The organism is Nocardia sp. NPDC051321 (genome assembly GCF_044455225.1).
Lineage (GTDB): Bacteria > Actinomycetota > Actinomycetes > Mycobacteriales > Mycobacteriaceae > Nocardia.
The window spans coordinates 794493-810050 of the sequence record NZ_JBITEM010000001.1 but is presented as its reverse complement, the minus strand read 5'-3'; the positions used below and the strand labels follow the sequence as shown (position 1 = coordinate 810050).

Sequence of the window (15558 nt, the reverse complement as noted above, 5' to 3'; positions counted from 1 at the left end):
ACTTACGGCATCCGAGCCTGAACTCACCGTAATTCCAGCATGATCGGCGCGTGCAAAAGCGTCTGTCAGCACAGACAACGCGGGCAGAGTCGAGGGATTCGACCGGATCCGGAGGAAGATAACGTCCCAGGCGAACTCCGTGCTATGCCGTGCGAGCTCTAGACGTCTCGATGCGACCCCGGCTCGATCGACGCACCAGATCCCACGCGGCGGCGCGGTAGCGATCGGCGATGAGCCGAACCACGGCGGGGTGGACGCCGATCGGCTCGGCGACGCCGTCCGCGCCCGCGTCGTGCAGACGTTGCTGAAACAGGCCGTGCGCCAGCAGATATGACGCGATGAACACCCGTTCAGCACCGGAATCACGCAGTTCGGCAACGACTTCCGGCACCCGAGGGGTTCCGGTGGCGATATAACCGAGCCGGACCGGTGCACCGAGGTGTTCGGTGAGCATGGCGGCCGCACGGCGAACATCGTGCCTGGCACGGGAATCCGAGGAACCGGCGGCGGCGAAGACGACCGCGTCGCCCGGCCGCCAACCCGTGGCGCGCAGGCGCATGGTCATGATCCGGGCCAACGCCGGGTCCGGGCCCATGGCCGGGGTGACCGCTACGGCCGGATGGTTGCTTTCGGCCACTTCCCGTGGGACGTCTTGATACACGTGGTAGCCGGACGCGAGGAAGGCCGGAACCACTACCGCGGGAACGGATTCTCCCGCCCCGTCACGCAGATCGCGCAACACCTCGGCGGGCGACGGACCGAGCACGTCGACGAACGCGGTCCGCACCGCGGGGACCGACGTCGCGGGGACCGACGTCGCGGGTAGCTCGGCATCGCGCCCCGAAACCGCGACGCCGAGCTCCCTGGCCACCGCCTCGGCCAGCGCGGCGATCATCTGGACCCCACGGGTGCTCCTGGTGCCATGTGCCACCAGCACCAGGGCGGGTTCCCTCATGACGTCCCCAAGGTCTGCACGTACCGCGTCGGCATGCCGGCCTGCGGCAGCAACTCGGGTCGCGGGTTGTTATCGATGCATTCGGCCGCGTCCAGCGCCAGCCGGTAGCCGCGCTTGACCACGGTCTGAATCGCCTTCGGCGCACCAAGCCCGGCGCGCAGCCTGGCGATCGCGGTCTCGACGGCGTGCGTGTCGTCACCGCCACCGGGCAGCGCGGCCAGCAGGTTCTCCCGGGACACGACCCGGCCGGGCTGCCTGGCCAGCGACCGCATCAGGGCCATCGGCGCGGGCGCGAGCTGGCGCACCGCACCGTCGACCACCACGCAGCCGCCGCGCACGCTGAGCGTGTGCCCCGCGGCGTAGATCCGGTTGGCCCGCCGCGGCAGTTCCTCGGCGACGTGCCGGGCCAGCGCACCGAGCCTGGCACGTCCCGGCATCGACGTGGCCACCCCGAGTTCTTCCAGCGGCGCGGCGGTGATCGGGCCGACGCAGGCCGCGAGCACCCGCCCGCGCAACGCGTGCAGCACGCCCTCCAGCAGCCCGGTTTCCTTGGCGCGCATCAACATCGACGCCACGGCGGGCGCGCTGGTGAACGTCACACAGTCCAGGTTGTACGTCACAATGGCCTCGATCAGCTGGTCCATCGGACCCTGATCCGCCGGCGGCATCCACCGGTACACCGGCACCGGCACGACATCCGCACCGGCGCAACGCAATACCTCGCAGAAGTCGGGCACCGGCTCCCACTCGGTGGTGGCGCCGTGCAGTTGCACCGCGATGCGCACACCCTCCACGCCCTCGGCGAGTAGGTGATCGAGCACCTCCGCGGACGATTCCGAGGCGGGTGACCATTCCTCGCGCAATTCGGCGGCCCGGATGGCGCCCTTGGCCTTTGGGCCGCGCGCCAGCATCCGGGTGGCGCCGAGCGTCGCGCGCAGGTCCTCCGCGACGCCCCACCCTTCGGCCGCCTCCATCCAGCCACGGAAGCCGATGCCGGTGGTGGCCACCGTGATTCGCGGCGGGTCCAGGATGAGCTGGCGGGTGACCCGCTCCAACTCGGTGTCGTCGGCCAGCGGGATGATCTGGATGGCCGGGGCCGACACGATGTCGGCGCCGCGCCGCAGTAGCAACGTGGCGAACTCGTCGGCCCGTCTGGCCGCCGTGATGCCGATGGTGAACCCGGCGAGGCAGGGGCCCGCGTCGATGGTTGTCATGCGGTTTACCCGTCCGAGGAAGCGAGCCCGGAAATTACCGGCTCGTTGGAGATCGCGACGATGCCGTCGGCTACGCGGACCGCGTACACCGGCAGCAGCGCCGATTCGTCGTCCAGGCAGCGCCCGTCGATCAGGGAGAACGCCTGCTTCAGCAACGGCGAGGCGACGACGGGGATCCCGCCGCGGTCACCGACGATGCCGCGCGAGATGACCGCGGCCCGGCCGATCGGATCGATGTTGCCCACGGCGTAGAGCATGCCGTCGGCCAGCAGGAACAGCGCGGCCTGGCGGCCACCCTTCAGCAGCACCGCGACGCCGCGGCCGGGAATCAGGTAGTCGAGCCGGCACGCCTGGGTCCAACCGGTGGCGGTAACTGCGGCGATGCCGGGGGTATCGATCACGGTCATGGGTGTCATCCTCCAAACGCCTTACCCATTGGTACAGGCGGCCTGTTTCTATGGGGTTAAGCCGTCATTTCCCGTGCGTGGCGACCGGCACGTCCGGCATGCCGAGCAGCACCGGTACCTTGCGTTCTCCGGTTTCATCGAACGAAATTGTGGGGTCCGTCTCATCCGGAGCGTTCACGAAGGAAACGAAGCGCGACAGCTTCTCCTCGTCTTCCAGCACCGCCGCCCACTCGTCGCGGTAGCCGGCCACATGCTGGGCCATCGCGGCCGCCAGCTCATCGGCGATGCCGAGGCTGTCCTCGCAGATGACCTGCTTCAGGTAGTCGATGCCGCCTTCGAGTGCCTCCTGCCACGGCGCGGTGCGCTGCAGGCGGTCGGCGGTGCGGATGTAGAACATCAGGTAGCGGTCGATGTACTTGATCAGTGTCTCGTCGTCGAGCTCACCGGCGAGCAGCACCGCGTGCTTGGGCGAAAGTCCGCCGTTGCCACCGACATACAGGTTCCAGCCGTTTTCGGTGGCGATCACACCGACATCTTTACCGCGCGCCTCGGCGCATTCGCGGGCGCAACCGGACACCGCCAGCTTCAGCTTGTGCGGGGAACGCAGTCCGCGGTAACGCTTTTCGAGCAGCACGGCCATGCCGACCGAGTCCTGCTGGCCGTAGCGGCACCAGGTGGAGCCGACGCAGCTCTTCACCGTGCGCAGCGACTTGCCGTACGCGTGACCGGATTCCATGCCCACATCGACGAGGCGCTGCCAGATCCGCGGCAGCTGTTCGACCCTGGCGCCGAACAGGTCGATCCGCTGGCCGCCGGTGACCTTCACGTAAAGGTCGAATTCCTTGGCTATTTGGCCGATGGTGATGAGCTGATCGGGAGTGACCTCGCCGCCGGGCATCCGGGGCACCACCGAGTAGGTGCCGTTCTTCTGCAGGTTGGCCAGGAAGTGGTCGTTGGTGTCCTGCAGTGCGGCCTGCTCGCCGTCGAGGATGTGCTCGCTGGAGGTGGAGGCCAGGATGGAGGCGACGGTCGGCTTGCAGATGTCGCAGCCGGTGCCCTTGCCGTACTTGGTGATCAGGGCGGAGAAGGTGCGGATGCCGGTCACCTGGACGATCTGGAACAGCTCGGCGCGCGACTGGCCGAAGTGCTCACACAGCGCCTTCGACATCTCGACGCCGGACTGTTCGAGCAGCTTCTTGAGCATCGGAACGCAACCGCCGCAGGAGGTTCCGGCGGACGTGCACTTCTTGAGGCCGGCGATATCGCAGGCGCCATCGGCGATGGCACCGCAGATCGCGCCCTTGGAGACGTTGTTGCACGAGCAGATCTGCGCGTCGTCGGGCAGCGCGTCGGCACCCAATTCCGCACCGGCGGGCGAGATCAGGGCGGCTGGCTCGGCGGGCAGCGGCCGCCCGACCAGGGGGCGCAGCGCGGCGTATGCGGTGGCGTCACCGACCAGGATGCCGCCGAGCAGGATCTGCGCGTCATCGGAGACAACGAGTTTCGCGTAGGTGCCCTTGGCGGCGTCGTGCAGCACCACCGACAGCGCGCCCTCGGTGGTGCCGTGCGCGTCGCCGAAGCTGGCCACGTCGACGCCGAGCAGCTTGAGTTTGGTCGACATGTCCGCGCCGGGGAATTCGCCGGCGCCACCGAGCAATCGGTCCGCGACGATCTCGGCGGTGGTGTAGCCGGGCGCGACCAGGCCGTAGCAGGTGCCCTCGACCGCGGCGCATTCGCCGATGGCCCAGATGCTCGGATCCGAGGTCTGCAAACCGAGGTCGGTGACGATGCCGCCGCGCGGGCCGACCTCGAGGCCGCTGTCGCGGGCGATCTGGTCGCGCGGACGGACACCGGCGGAGAAGACGACGAGCGAGGCGTCGATCACCGAGTCGTCGGACAGGCTGACCCGAATGCCGTTGTCGGCCTTGTCGATCGAGGAGGTGCCGACACCGGTGTGCACGTGCAGGCCGAGATCGGTGACCAGGCGCTCGAGGATCGCGCCGCCGCCCTCGTCGACCTGGGCGGGCATCAGCCGCTGGTTGTACTCGACCACGTGCGGCGTGAGGCCGAGCAGCCGAAGGGCATTCGCGGCCTCGAGGCCGAGCAGGCCACCGCCGACCACCACGCCGACGGCGCCGGGCCCGGCGGCTTCGGCGGCGGCCCGGATGCCGTCGAGATCGTCGATGGTGCGGTAAACGAAGCATTCCGGTCGGTCATGACCCGGAACGGGGGGAACGAACGCGTACGAGCCCGTAGCGAGCACCAGGGCGTCGTAGGCGATGGTGTCGCCGGCCGAGGTGGTGATCTTGCGGGCATCCCGGTCGATCGTCTCGGCCCGCTGCCCGAGCCGCAGCTCGACCAGTGCGTCACCGGCGTATTCATTGCCGGGCAGCGCCAGCGCGGCGCTGTCCCACGCCCCTACGTACGCCGAAAGGCCGACGCGGTCGTAGGCGGGCAGCCGCTCCTCGCTCAGCACGACCACCTGCCACTGGCCCGCCTCGTCCCGCGAGCGCAGCGCCTCCACGAAACGATGCCCGACCATGCCATGGCCGACGACCACGGCGGTCTTGCGCAGGGCAGGTGCGACTGGGTGATTCGTCGGGGTGCTCAAGAAGGGCCTCCAATGATCCGGTTGGCCCCACGGTAGGAAACAGGTATTGCCGCCATGCTGCGCGCGATGACCGGCGTATCAACGGTTGCTCACGGCGGCCCGAACACCCGGGTGAGCTCGGCGGAATGTTACGCGGGTGTGACGCAACGGTTTCCGTGCGTCACGAGGAGGCCGATCGCGCGGGAGTCAGCCGGTGAGGTGTGCTGCGAACAGCCTGAACGCCCCCGCACCGCCCCGCAACTCGAACGGTGAGGTCATCCGATTCGGACAACCTCACCGGCAGCGCTCAGTTCACCAGGTGTCTTCGAGCATCCGCGGCTTGCAGGCCAGCCAGGCACCGGCCAGCAGCACCAGCACGGCGACGCCGAGCAGCAGGAACGGCGCGAGCCAGCCGTCGGTGGCCGAGTGCAGCACGCCGAACAGCAGCGGGCCGACGCAGGCGACGGCGTAGCCGACGCCCTGGGTGAAGCCGGAGAGGGCGGCGGAGCCGCCTGGGGTGTTGGTGCGCAGGTTGATCAGGGTCAGTGCCATCGGGAAGGTGCTCGGGCCAAGGCCGAGCAGCACCACCCACAGGATGGGCACGCTCATCGGGGCGACGAGCAGGCCGACGAAGGCGGCGATGAAGAAGGCCGCACAACCGACCACGACGGGGAACGGATTGCGGAATCGCGTGACGACCGTTGGCGCGCTGAGCGCCGCGCCCAGACCGACCACCGCGAACAGGCCGAGCATCGACCCGCCGAAGCCGGCGCTTGCTCCGGCGTCGCTGAGGATCTTGGGCAGCCAGGTGAACAGCGCGTAGGTGATCAAGGACGTCATGCCGAACATGCCCGCCATGCCCCAGGCGACCGGCGAACGCCAGACCCGGCCGGCCCGCGGCGCGTCGGTGGGCAGCGCGGTGGTGTCCTGGACGTCGCGGCCGCGCCGGTCACGCAGCACGCCGAGCCACGGCAGTACCGCCGCGAAGCCGAGCACCGACCACAGGCCGAGCGAGATCCGCCAGCCGTGCGCGTCGGCGATCGGGACCGCGACGAACGCGGGCACCACGGTGCCGAGCTGCACCATCATGATGTAGAGCGAGCTGACCACCGCGAGCCGATCGGCGAAGTAGCGCTTCACCAGCGGCGGGATCACCACGTTGCCGATGCCCATGCCCGCGAGTGCCAGGGCGGAGAAGACGAGGAGTTCGCCGGTGCCGGACAGCAGCACCCGGACCAGCTGGCCGAGGCCCGCCATCAGCATGGCGACCAGCGCGGTGCGCTCGAGTCCGAGGCGGCGGACCAGCACCGGGGTCAGCAGGCCGGACACCGCGAACATCGCGGTCGGGATCATGCCGAAGACGCCGACGACCGCGGTTCCGTAACCCACATCGTTGCCGATGCGCTCGGCCAGCGGACTGAACGCGGTGACCGCGACGCGGAGCGTGAGCGCGGACATGACGATGGCCGCTAGAACAAGGAGACGACCCTCCGTCAGCGCGCGCCGACGCCGCTCGACCTGCGGTGATTCCTGCTCGGTCGAGGTTTTCTGAAGGGTAGCGGTCACTGCGAAATCATAGGATGACCGGATGATAGGAGGCAACGATTTGTGATGAGCGGTACTCTATGCAAGTGCAACCAGTCCGGCGCACCAGCCTCATCGCCCAGGTCACCGAGCAGCTGCGTGCCGAAATTCGTTCCAGCCGTTGGCCCATCGGCTCCCGCATCCCTACCGAACCGGAGCTGACCGAGCTCACCGGAACGGGTCGAAACACCGTGCGCGAGGCCGTGCAGGCCCTCGTCCACGCGGGGATGTTGGAGCGACGCCAAGGTTCGGGAACCTATGTGATCGCCTCCTCCGACCTCGGCGGCACCCTCGGCAAGTACTTCGCCGACGCCGAAGAACGGGATGTCCTCGAACTCCGCCTAGCGCTCGACACCACGGCCGCCGCACTGGCCGCGCGCCGCCGGGACGACACGGATATCGCGAACCTACTCCAGCTGCTCAGCGAGCGGGACAAGGCGTACAACGACGACAACCCCACCGCGATCGAGTCCGACGTCGAGTTGCACCGCGCCATCGTGGTGGCCAGCCACAACGCCGTCTATCTCGAGTTCTACGACTCGCTGCTACCGATCATCGAACAGGTGATCCGGGCCAGGACGTTGAAATCCGACGATTCCTTCCCCGAGGCGCACGCCGAACTGGTGCACGCCGTGATCGACGGCGACCCGCAACGGGCGGCCGAGGCGGCCCGTTGCTTCCTCAACACGCTGATCGCCGAATATCCCGACGTGCGATAGTCAGCGCTCTTTCGCCGGAGCGGACGCCGGGTGGGCAACTCTCACTTGCCGTCCGTCCCAGGTGTGAGTCGGAATTGCCTCGAACGTCACGCGAAGCCACGACGCCGCAACAACCGGCCCCTACGTTGTGAAACGACCGTAGCTAGGCAAACTCGACTCCGCCGGCGGCGCCAGTGCCGCGATGAGGGCCGGTCGAGTGCGAACGAGAGGACGCCGATGACTGCCATCGCAGCCGCAACCGGCACCGAGTCGGACAGCGCGACTGACGCTCCATCGGACACCCCGGCCTTCGAGCATCAGACCCGCGGACGCTGGCTGACGCAGTGGGAGCCGGACAACCTGAAGTTCTGGGAGTCCGGCGGCGCGCGGACCGCGCGCAAGAACCTGATGCTGTCGGTGTTCGCCGAGAACCTCGGTTTCAGCATCTGGGTCATCTGGGGCACCGTGGTCACCAGCATGGGTGCCGCGGGCTTCGGCTTCCTGGCCGGGCTCGGCAAGGGCGATCCGACCGCGGTGAGCAACGCGCTGCTGCTGTCGTCGACCCCGACGCTGGTCGGTGCGGCGCTGCGCATTCCGTACACCTTCGCCATTCCGAAATTCGGCGGGCGCGCGTTCACCGCGTTCAGCGCGGCGATGCTGCTCATTCCGACGCTCGGCCTGGCGTATTTCATCAACCAGCCCGGCACGCCCATGTGGGTCTTCATGATCCTGGCCGCGCTGGCCGGTGTCGGCGGCGGCAACTTCTCCTCGTCGATGTCGAACATCAACTTCTTCTTCCCCGAGGGCAAGAAGGGCGCGGCGCTCGGCATCAACGCGGCGGGCGGCAATCTCGGTGTGGCACAGACGCAGCTGGTGCTGCCCCTGCTGATCACGCTCGGCACGCACATCATGGCCAAGGACCCGGCGGGCTACCGCTTCGGCATTACGCTGTCCATCCTGGTGTGGGTCCCGTTCATCCTGGTCGCGTTCGTCGCCGCGCTGCGCTACATGGACAGCATCGCGACGGCCAAGTCCGACGGTAGGTCCTACAAGCTGGCGCTGACCAATCGGCACACCTGGGTGATGGCGGTGCTCTACGTCGGCACCTTCGGCTCGTTCATCGGGTTCTCCTTCGCCTTCCCGACGCTGATCAAGGCCAACTTCCCGAGCCTGGCCAATATCGGCTGGATCAGCACCATCGGCAACCTCGCCTTCCTCGGCGCGTTCGTCGGGTCGTTCAGCCGTCCGTTCGGCGGCTGGGTGTCCGACAAGATCGGCGGCGCCAAGATCACCCTGTGGGTGTTCGTCGGCATGGCCGTCTCGGTCGCCTTGATCATGGCCTCGCTGGAGCTGAAAAGCTTTCCGCTGTACCTGATCTCGTTCCTGGTGCTGTTCGTGATGACCGGCATCGGCAACGGCTCGACCTACCGGATGATCCCGACCATCTTCAGCGCGATCTCCAAGAAGTACGCCGCCGAGCACGGCCTGGACATCACCGAGTCCACCGCCTCGGCCCGGCGGCAGGCCGGGGCGGCGATCGGCGTGATCGGCGCGGTCGGCGCCTCGGGCGGCTGGCTGCTGCAGCAAGCGCTGCGGCTGTCCAACGTGCACTACCACACGATGGCGCCCGCGTTCTGGGGCTACGCGGTGGCGTTCCTGCTGATGGGCGCGGTCACCTGGTGGTTCTACCTGCGGTCCTCGTTCGCCGTGCAGCGGATGCCGTCGCTGGCCTACGCCAAGGTGTAACCGGCACAACGGATAACGCCCGTCGGCCGCCGAGAGCCTTTGATCGACAAGGCTTTCGGCGGCCGACGTTTGCGTGCTAAAGCATCAGGCGGACCATGTCCGCCGTGCGTGCCAAACCGGGGAACGCCTCCGGCGTCGAGCGCGGATGCAGCGCATGCACGGCGAGCCGGAACATGACCGCGCGCAACAACATCTGCGGCCACTCCGGCAAGTCCCGCCAACGCTCCAGCAGTCCGTCGTCCGCGCCGCCCCAGGCCAGCGCGTCCACCACGATCACCCCGGCCGCCCACGGCGCGGGCCGCCAGTACGGCGTGATGTCGGTGAGGCCCGGCGTGAACGTCCCGGCGAACAGCACCGTCCCGAACAGATCGCCGTGCACCAGCTGGGCTGGCGATTGCACCGGCTTGCGCAGGGTGGCCAGCTGGCCGATGAGCTCCATGCTGCGTTGCCCGTCCGGCGAATCCGCCGAGGGCAGCGTGCCGCCGGCCCGCAGGCTGCGCAGCGGCACCGCCTCCCAGGCGGCCCGATCGGCGGCGACGAACACATCAACGTCGACCCACGGGGCAACGGGCGGCTGCACCAGGAAGCGCGGCCGCTCCAGGTGGGTGGTCGCCTGATGCAGGCGCAGCGATACCGAAACCACCTCGTCGTGCCTGGGCTCCGGGATGCCCTCCAAGAATGTGTCGGCCCGCCAGCCGGAAACCACGTAGCGCCCGTCGGTCGCGCGCACCGGACGAGCCAGCCGCAACCCGTCCACCTTCAGCGTCTCGCGCACCTTCGCCGACCAGGCCGCCCGCGCATGATCGGCGACCGGGCTGAGCACCACGTCGCCGAACCGCCAGCCACCTTCCCAGTCGCCCAAGGTGACCGGGGAAACCTCGCGTAGACCGAACGTGGCACGCACGTGCTCGGGGGGTTCCACAGAAGTCACGGCCGTACCGTACCGCTGAGGTGGACGCCGTACAGCACGCCGCGCCGAATCGCAACCCCCGCCCCCACGGACCAAGTGACCGACGGCGCCCTTCGGCCGGTCTGACGGAGTGAAGGGCGCCTTGGGTCGGTTAGTAGACGGGGAGGGTGGGGTCGATTTGGCGGGCCCAGGCGATGACTCCGCCCTGCAGGTGGGTGGCGTCGGAGAAACCGGCGCGCTTGAGGGCGGCCAGGGCTTCGGCGGAGCGGACGCCGGTTTTGCAGTGCAGCACGATCGGGCGATTCTGCGGGAGCTCCGAGAGGGCCTCGCCGGACAGGATGCGGTCCTTCGGAATAAGTTTCGCGCCCTCGATGTGCACGATGTCCCACTCGACCGGCTCGCGCACGTCGATCAGCTCGATCTCCTTGCCCGAATCGAGCAGATCCTTCAGCTCGCGTGCGGTGACCGTCGAGTCGGCCGCGGCGGCCTGGCCCTCTTCGGACACCACCCCGCAGAACGCCTCGTAGTCGATCAGTTCGGTGATCGGCTGCCGCTCCGGGTCACGGCGCAGCTTGATGGTCCGGTAGTTCATGTCCAGTGCGTCGTAGACCATCAGGCGGCCGAGCAGCGGCTCACCGATACCGGTGAGCAGCTTGATCGCCTCGGTCACCATCACCGAGCCGATGGACGCGCACAGCACGCCGAGCACGCCGCCCTCGGCGCAGGACGGCACCATGCCCGGCGGCGGCGCCTCCGGGTAGAGGTCGCGGTAGTTGATGCCGCGCCCGTCCGGCGCGTCCTCCCAGAAGACCGAGACCTGGCCCTCGAAGCGGTAGATGGAGCCCCACACGTAGGGCTTGCCTGCCAGCACCGCCGCGTCGTTGACGAGGTAGCGGGTGGCGAAGTTGTCGGTGCCGTCGACGATCAGGTCGTAGTCGGCGAACAGCTCGACGGCGTTCTCCGGCTCCAGCCGGAGCTTGTGCAGGCGCACGTCGATGCCGGAGTTGATCTCGAGGATGGAGTCGCGCGCGCTGTCGGCCTTGGGACGGCCGATGTCGGACTCGCCGTGGATGATCTGGCGCTGCAGATTCGAGGCGTCCACCTCGTCGAACTCGACGATGCCGAGGGTGCCGACGCCGGCCGCGGCCAGGTACAGCAGCGCCGGGGAGCCGAGCCCACCCGCGCCGATCACCAGCACCTTGGCGTTTTTCAACCGCTTCTGCCCGTCCACGCCCAGGTCGGGAATGATCAGGTGGCGGCTGTAGCGGGCGACCTCGTCCTTGGTCAGCTCCGCGGCAGGCTCGACCAACGGCGGCAGGGACTTAGGTGATGACACGTCCAGGACTCCTCGAATCGAATGGGTCGATCTCGACTTACAACACCCGCGACCAGACCGTTCTTCCCGACCTATCGTCGCGCACCGGGGATCGGGTCAACCTCGGGGGTACGGCCAGGGGTTGAAGCGACAGCGCTTGCCGTCCATCGGGACCACGCCGTCCGGTTCGAGGGTGGCGATGTCGTTGTTCTTGGTGCCGAAGGTCTGCTGCATCATCACCGGCGCGAGGCCACCGTCGGTCTCGCACGGCTGATGCTGGTGGTACCCGATGGCGTGGCCGACCTCGTGGTTGATCTGGTACTGCCGGTAGGAGCCGATGTCGCCCTCGAAGGCGATGGCGCCGCGCACCCAGCGCACCTCGGAGAGCACCACCCGGCCGAGATCGGCGTTGTAGCAAGAAGAGTCGATCGGAATCTCGAAACCGCAGGCCTTGCGGCTGGATTCGCGAGAGGTGAGCGAGACGCGGAAGTCGGTGTCGCCCTGGTCGACTCGGCGGAAGGCGAACTTTTGGTCGTGTGTCCAGCTTTTCGGGTTGGCGAGGGTGGACTCGATCAACTTCGCCACCGACTGGTCGCCGCCGAAACCCGAAGTGTCGACGCCGTCCTCGATTTCGACGGTGTAGCGGAAGACCGAGTCGGATCCGGTGCCGATCTGAGCGGTCGATCCCGGCACCGTATGCCAAGTGCCCGTGCCGGTTTCGGCGAAGCTGCCGCCCTCCGGCAGTGCGCCGGTCGGCAGGTCGGTGGGAAAGTGGCCGTCGCCGGTCGGTCCGCCGATGATGCCGTTGTTCGCGGCGCGGGGACTCAGGTGCCCGAGACCGGGCACGCCGCTCACCGTGGTCGCCGGGTCGGAACCGCGCACCGCGTCGACCACCACCAAAACCGTGACCGCGAAAAGCACCGGCAACGCATATGCCCGCCAACCGTAGGTGGAGACGAATCGTCCTAGCGCACTTTGCTTTTTGACGCTGCGCTCGGGCCGCTCCCTGGTTCTGCCCTCGGCCGCGGCGGTGGGATCCCAACTGGCCCGCAAGGGTTGGTGCGAACGATCCTGCTGACCGTAGAGGCCGAGCGGATCGTAGATCTCGACGCCGTTGCGGTCGCGGCGCGGCGAATCGGGCTTTGCCTCTTGGCCTGACCTTGCCACGGGTTCCGACCCTACGGAACCGGGCGCGCCGGGGCCAGCACGGCGGCGCGAATCGCGCCCGCCGCCGGACGTAACCGGAGGATCGGCATGCCGCTCCCCGGGTCGGTCGGCGCGGAAAGTCACGAACACCAGGTTCTCACAGGGAGCAAGCGGCGCCGTCGGGCACGCCACATCGGCCGGCGGGTGCGACATTTCTCACCGCGTTCCACCAGTTCTCCGGGGCCGGTCTGCGGGCGGGCAACAACCGAGTATCGTTCTTGGGATACCCGGTGCTTACCCCTTGCCGGGGAATCAACTGGGAGAGCCGAAATGACTGACCTCGTGGACCGGATGGCGTCTCGTAGATCGTCGTCCGAGCCTGCCAAACGCGGCACCCGGCTTCCGCGTGACGAGCGACGTCTGCAGCTACTCGCGGCGGCCAGCGAAGTCTTCGTGCAGCGCGGCTATCACGCCGCGGGCATGGACGAGATCTCGCAGTGCGCCGGAGTGAGCAAGCCGGTGTTGTATCAGCACTTCACCAGCAAGCTGGAGCTGTACCTGGCGGTGCTGCAGAACTACGTGGACATGCTGGTCTCCAGCGTCCGGCAGGCACTGCGGTCGACCACCGACAACCGGCAGCGCGTGCGCGCCGCCGTGCAGGCCTACTTCGATTTCGTCGACAACGAGATGCAGGGCTTCCGGCTCGTCTTCGAATCCGACCTGACCAGCGAGCCGCAGGTGCAGCGCCGGGTCGAGCAGGCCACCGAGGCCTGTGTCGACGCGGTGTTCGATGTGGTCGCGCACGATTCCGGCTTGGACCCGTACCGGGCGCGCATCCTCGCGGTCGGCCTGGTCGGCGCGAGCCAATTCACCGCGCGCTACTGGCTGGAGGCCGACCGGCCCATCCCGAAGGAGGAGGCCATCGACACGACCGTCTCCCTCGCCTGGGGTGGTCTATCCCGCGTCCCGCTGCACCCGATCGACTGAATGCTTCGAACAAGCGCGAGCCCCTGCATCCGATGGTTGCAGGGGCTCGTTGCTGTCGGCCTGGGCCGAGAAAACTACACAGTGGCGAAGCCGACTCGGCCGCTGGTGACGGTGCCGATCTCGACGTAGGCGACCTTCGAGGCCTGGATCAGGAACTTGCGACCCTTGTCGTCGGTCAGAGACACGACGCCGCCGCTGCCGTTCAGCGCACCGGACACCAGCGCCTCGACCTCATCCGGGGTCTGCGAGCTGTTGATCAAAAGCTCGCGCGGGCTATCCGAAATACCGATCTTGACCTCCACGGCCAACCTCCGAACGTAAGAGTCCTGTGCTGTCGTTCCCAGGCTAGTGCAGGGCAACGGCGCGACGGCAGACGCCTGCCTGCGGCTCACCCGCCTCCCCGTGAATTCAGGCCAGACTTAGGCGTCCATGCAGTGCCGTCGGCGACCGGCGGCATAGGTGCTGGCGGGGTTAGCCCGTCCCCGACGAGTTACCCATGTTCTTTCGAAATCAGTCCTTCGGCTCGATGAGCTGGATCTCGAGCTCGATGTTGACCTTGTCGCTCAGCATGCCGGGCATCAGGCCGCCGACGCCGAAGTCGGTGCGCTTGATGGTGCCGGTGGCGGAGAATCCCGCGTGCCGGTCGCCGGTCGCGCCGAACTCCTGCACGCCACCCCACTCGACGTCCAGGGTGACCGGCTTGGTGACGCCGCCGATGGTGGCCTCGCCCTCGACCTCGAAGCTCTCCGCGATCTGCACCGGCTCGGTGGCGCGGAAGGTGAGCGTCGGGCGGTTCGCGGCGTCCAGGAAGTCCGCGGTGCGGATGTGCGCGTCGCGGTCGGCGTTGCCGGTGTCGAACGACTCGAGGTGGATGGTCGCGCCGAGGGTGGCGGCGCCGGACTCGTCGACCACGAATTCGGTCTCGAACCGGGTGAATCCGCCGCGCACCTTGGAGATGCCGAGGTGGCGAACGGTGAAGGCCACCGACGAGTGCGCGGTGTCCAGGGTCCAGGCGCCAGGCTTGAGCGACTGGGCCGTGGTGGATTCGGAAGAAGTTGTCATACCAACCACCTTGGCCGGACCACGGTCCGTTAACCAGACCGCCGTTATCCTGGTCCTGACAGGGCGAGGCTAAGCCTCCTAGGACACGGCACGATGGACCCCATGGCACGCAACGGTTTCGCGGAATTCCTCATCGCACGGCGGGCTGAACTGCGGCCCGGCGACGTCGGCATGCCGGAGGGCAGGCGGCGCAGGACGCCGGGCTTACGCCGCGAGGAGGTCGCCGTGCGCGCCGGTGTCAGCGCGGACTATCTGGCCCGGCTGGAGCAGGGTCGCGACACCAACCCCTCGGTTGCGGTGGTCGACGCGCTCGCCGACGCGCTGCTGCTGCGCGGCAACGAGCGGCACCACTTCAGCATGCTCGCGCTCGCCTCCGGGAACGAATCACGGTGCCCCGGTAGCGAATCCGCTGAGGAGAAGGTCGCAGACACGATTCAGTCGATCCTGCGCGCGTTGCAGCCGACCCCCGCGTTCGTGGTCGGCCGCAGGCTCAATGTGCTCGGCTGGAACGCGGCATGGGCGGACTTCGTCGCGCCGCTCGGCCTGCTCGACAACGAGGGGCAGCCGAACCTGGCCTGGTACACCTTCCGGGATCCGGCCGCGCGGCAGGTGCTGCGGAACTGGTCCGAAGCGGCGGACATGTTCGCCGCCGCACTGTCGCGGGCCAAGCTGCGCTGGCCGGGCGACGATTCGCTGCTGGAGACGATCGACGCGCTGCGCCGCCACCCGGAGTTCGCGGGACGCTGGAAGCCGCATCACGTCGGGGCGAGCATCTCCGGCATGCTGCACATCGATCATCCGGTGCACGGCCTGGTGCAGGTCCCGTTCGAGACGCTCGAGGCCGACCGCGATCAGAGCGTCATCGTGTGGCTCACCGACCAGGCCCAGGCGCAGACCCACGGCCTGCGGCTGGTCCGCCCAGCCGCCGTCAACGAATAAGAGTT

At 68.2% G+C, this 15558-nt stretch carries 14 protein-coding genes; 4 read left to right on the top strand and 10 right to left on the bottom strand.

What is annotated here, in order from left to right:
• Nucleotides 1–142: 142 nt before the first annotated feature.
• The 5 genes from ACIA8C_RS03815 to ACIA8C_RS03795 all read right to left on the bottom strand — a co-directional run bounded on the left by ACIA8C_RS03815 (nt 143) and on the right by ACIA8C_RS03795 (nt 6732).
• The gene (locus tag ACIA8C_RS03815) at nt 143–955 is read right to left on the bottom strand and encodes a sirohydrochlorin chelatase (protein WP_397130676.1); all 813 of its coding nucleotides are present in this window, start codon (nt 953–955) and stop codon (nt 143–145) included.
• Nucleotides 952–2169: a uroporphyrinogen-III synthase gene (locus ACIA8C_RS03810; RefSeq protein WP_397130675.1), complete on the bottom strand. Its 1218-nt coding sequence runs from the start codon at nt 2167–2169 to the stop codon at nt 952–954. The genes ACIA8C_RS03815 and ACIA8C_RS03810 overlap by 4 nt, the downstream gene beginning before the upstream one ends.
• Nucleotides 2170–2174: 5 nt before the next feature.
• Nucleotides 2175–2576 carry a nitrite reductase small subunit NirD gene (gene nirD / locus ACIA8C_RS03805; protein WP_397130674.1) on the bottom strand — a complete coding sequence of 134 codons (402 nt, stop codon included), beginning with the start codon at nt 2574–2576 and terminating at the stop codon, nt 2175–2177.
• Nucleotides 2577–2640: 64 nt separating this feature from the next.
• On the bottom strand, nt 2641–5151 hold the full coding sequence (nirB, locus tag ACIA8C_RS03800) for a nitrite reductase large subunit NirB (RefSeq protein ID WP_397130757.1): 2511 nt from the start codon (nt 5149–5151) through the stop codon (nt 2641–2643).
• Nucleotides 5152–5478: 327 nt separating this feature from the next.
• Nucleotides 5479–6732 carry a CynX/NimT family MFS transporter gene (locus tag ACIA8C_RS03795; RefSeq protein WP_397130673.1) on the bottom strand — a complete coding sequence of 418 codons (1254 nt, stop codon included), beginning with the start codon at nt 6730–6732 and terminating at the stop codon, nt 5479–5481.
• 65 nt (nt 6733–6797) lie between these two features.
• On the opposite strand from ACIA8C_RS03795, the gene ACIA8C_RS03790 reads away from it, so the two are divergent.
• Complete coding sequence (locus ACIA8C_RS03790) at nt 6798–7469, top strand: FadR/GntR family transcriptional regulator (protein WP_396992685.1); 672 nt, start codon at nt 6798–6800, stop codon at nt 7467–7469.
• Between the two features lie 216 nt (nt 7470–7685).
• The gene (locus ACIA8C_RS03785) at nt 7686–9194 is read left to right on the top strand and encodes an MFS transporter (protein WP_397130672.1); all 1509 of its coding nucleotides are present in this window, start codon (nt 7686–7688) and stop codon (nt 9192–9194) included.
• A 76-nt stretch (nt 9195–9270) separates the two neighbouring features.
• Here ACIA8C_RS03785 and ACIA8C_RS03780 read toward each other — a convergent pair whose 3' ends face one another.
• The 3 genes from ACIA8C_RS03780 to ACIA8C_RS03770 form a co-directional block, all read right to left on the bottom strand.
• Entirely contained in the window at nt 9271–10125 is an 855-nt protein-coding gene (locus ACIA8C_RS03780) for a TIGR02569 family protein (protein ID WP_397130671.1), read from the bottom strand.
• Nucleotides 10126–10255: 130 nt separating this feature from the next.
• The gene (gene moeZ, locus ACIA8C_RS03775; protein ID WP_397130670.1) at nt 10256–11440 is read right to left on the bottom strand and encodes an adenylyltransferase/sulfurtransferase MoeZ; all 1185 of its coding nucleotides are present in this window, start codon (nt 11438–11440) and stop codon (nt 10256–10258) included.
• A 96-nt stretch (nt 11441–11536) separates the two neighbouring features.
• The gene (locus ACIA8C_RS03770; protein ID WP_397130669.1) at nt 11537–12586 is read right to left on the bottom strand and encodes a DUF3152 domain-containing protein; all 1050 of its coding nucleotides are present in this window, start codon (nt 12584–12586) and stop codon (nt 11537–11539) included.
• A 309-nt stretch (nt 12587–12895) separates the two neighbouring features.
• On the opposite strand from ACIA8C_RS03770, the gene ACIA8C_RS03765 reads away from it, so the two are divergent.
• On the top strand, nt 12896–13552 hold the full coding sequence (locus ACIA8C_RS03765; protein ID WP_150402487.1) for a TetR/AcrR family transcriptional regulator: 657 nt from the start codon (nt 12896–12898) through the stop codon (nt 13550–13552).
• Nucleotides 13553–13626: 74 nt separating this feature from the next.
• Here the strand turns inward: ACIA8C_RS03765 and ACIA8C_RS03760 are convergent, their stop codons facing one another.
• Entirely contained in the window at nt 13627–13854 is a 228-nt protein-coding gene (locus ACIA8C_RS03760; protein WP_378721984.1) for a DUF3107 domain-containing protein, read from the bottom strand.
• A gap of 208 nt (nt 13855–14062) precedes the next feature.
• Nucleotides 14063–14614, bottom strand: a complete 552-nt coding sequence (locus ACIA8C_RS03755; protein WP_397130668.1) for a YceI family protein — start codon at nt 14612–14614, stop codon at nt 14063–14065.
• A 102-nt stretch (nt 14615–14716) separates the two neighbouring features.
• Here ACIA8C_RS03755 and ACIA8C_RS03750 point away from each other — a divergent pair, with 102 nt between their 5' ends.
• On the top strand, nt 14717–15553 hold the full coding sequence (locus tag ACIA8C_RS03750) for a helix-turn-helix transcriptional regulator (protein WP_397130667.1): 837 nt from the start codon (nt 14717–14719) through the stop codon (nt 15551–15553).
• Nucleotides 15554–15558 lie beyond the last annotated feature (5 nt).

Excerpts from the sequence above, each read along its gene's own strand:
- ACIA8C_RS03815 (WP_397130676.1), bottom strand. The coding sequence starts at position 955 with ATGAGGGAACCCGCCCTGGTGCTGGTGGCACATGGCACCAGGAGCACC.
- ACIA8C_RS03810 (WP_397130675.1), bottom strand. The coding sequence starts at position 2,169 with ATGACAACCATCGACGCGGGCCCCTGCCTCGCCGGGTTCACCATCGGC.
- nirD (WP_397130674.1), bottom strand. The coding sequence starts at position 2,576 with ATGACCGTGATCGATACCCCCGGCATCGCCGCAGTTACCGCCACCGGT.
- ACIA8C_RS03785 (WP_397130672.1), top strand. The coding sequence starts at position 7,686 with ATGACTGCCATCGCAGCCGCAACCGGCACCGAGTCGGACAGCGCGACT.
- ACIA8C_RS03765 (WP_150402487.1), top strand. The coding sequence starts at position 12,896 with ATGACTGACCTCGTGGACCGGATGGCGTCTCGTAGATCGTCGTCCGAG.
- ACIA8C_RS03755 (WP_397130668.1), bottom strand. The coding sequence starts at position 14,614 with ATGACAACTTCTTCCGAATCCACCACGGCCCAGTCGCTCAAGCCTGGC.
- ACIA8C_RS03750 (WP_397130667.1), top strand. The coding sequence starts at position 14,717 with ATGGCACGCAACGGTTTCGCGGAATTCCTCATCGCACGGCGGGCTGAA.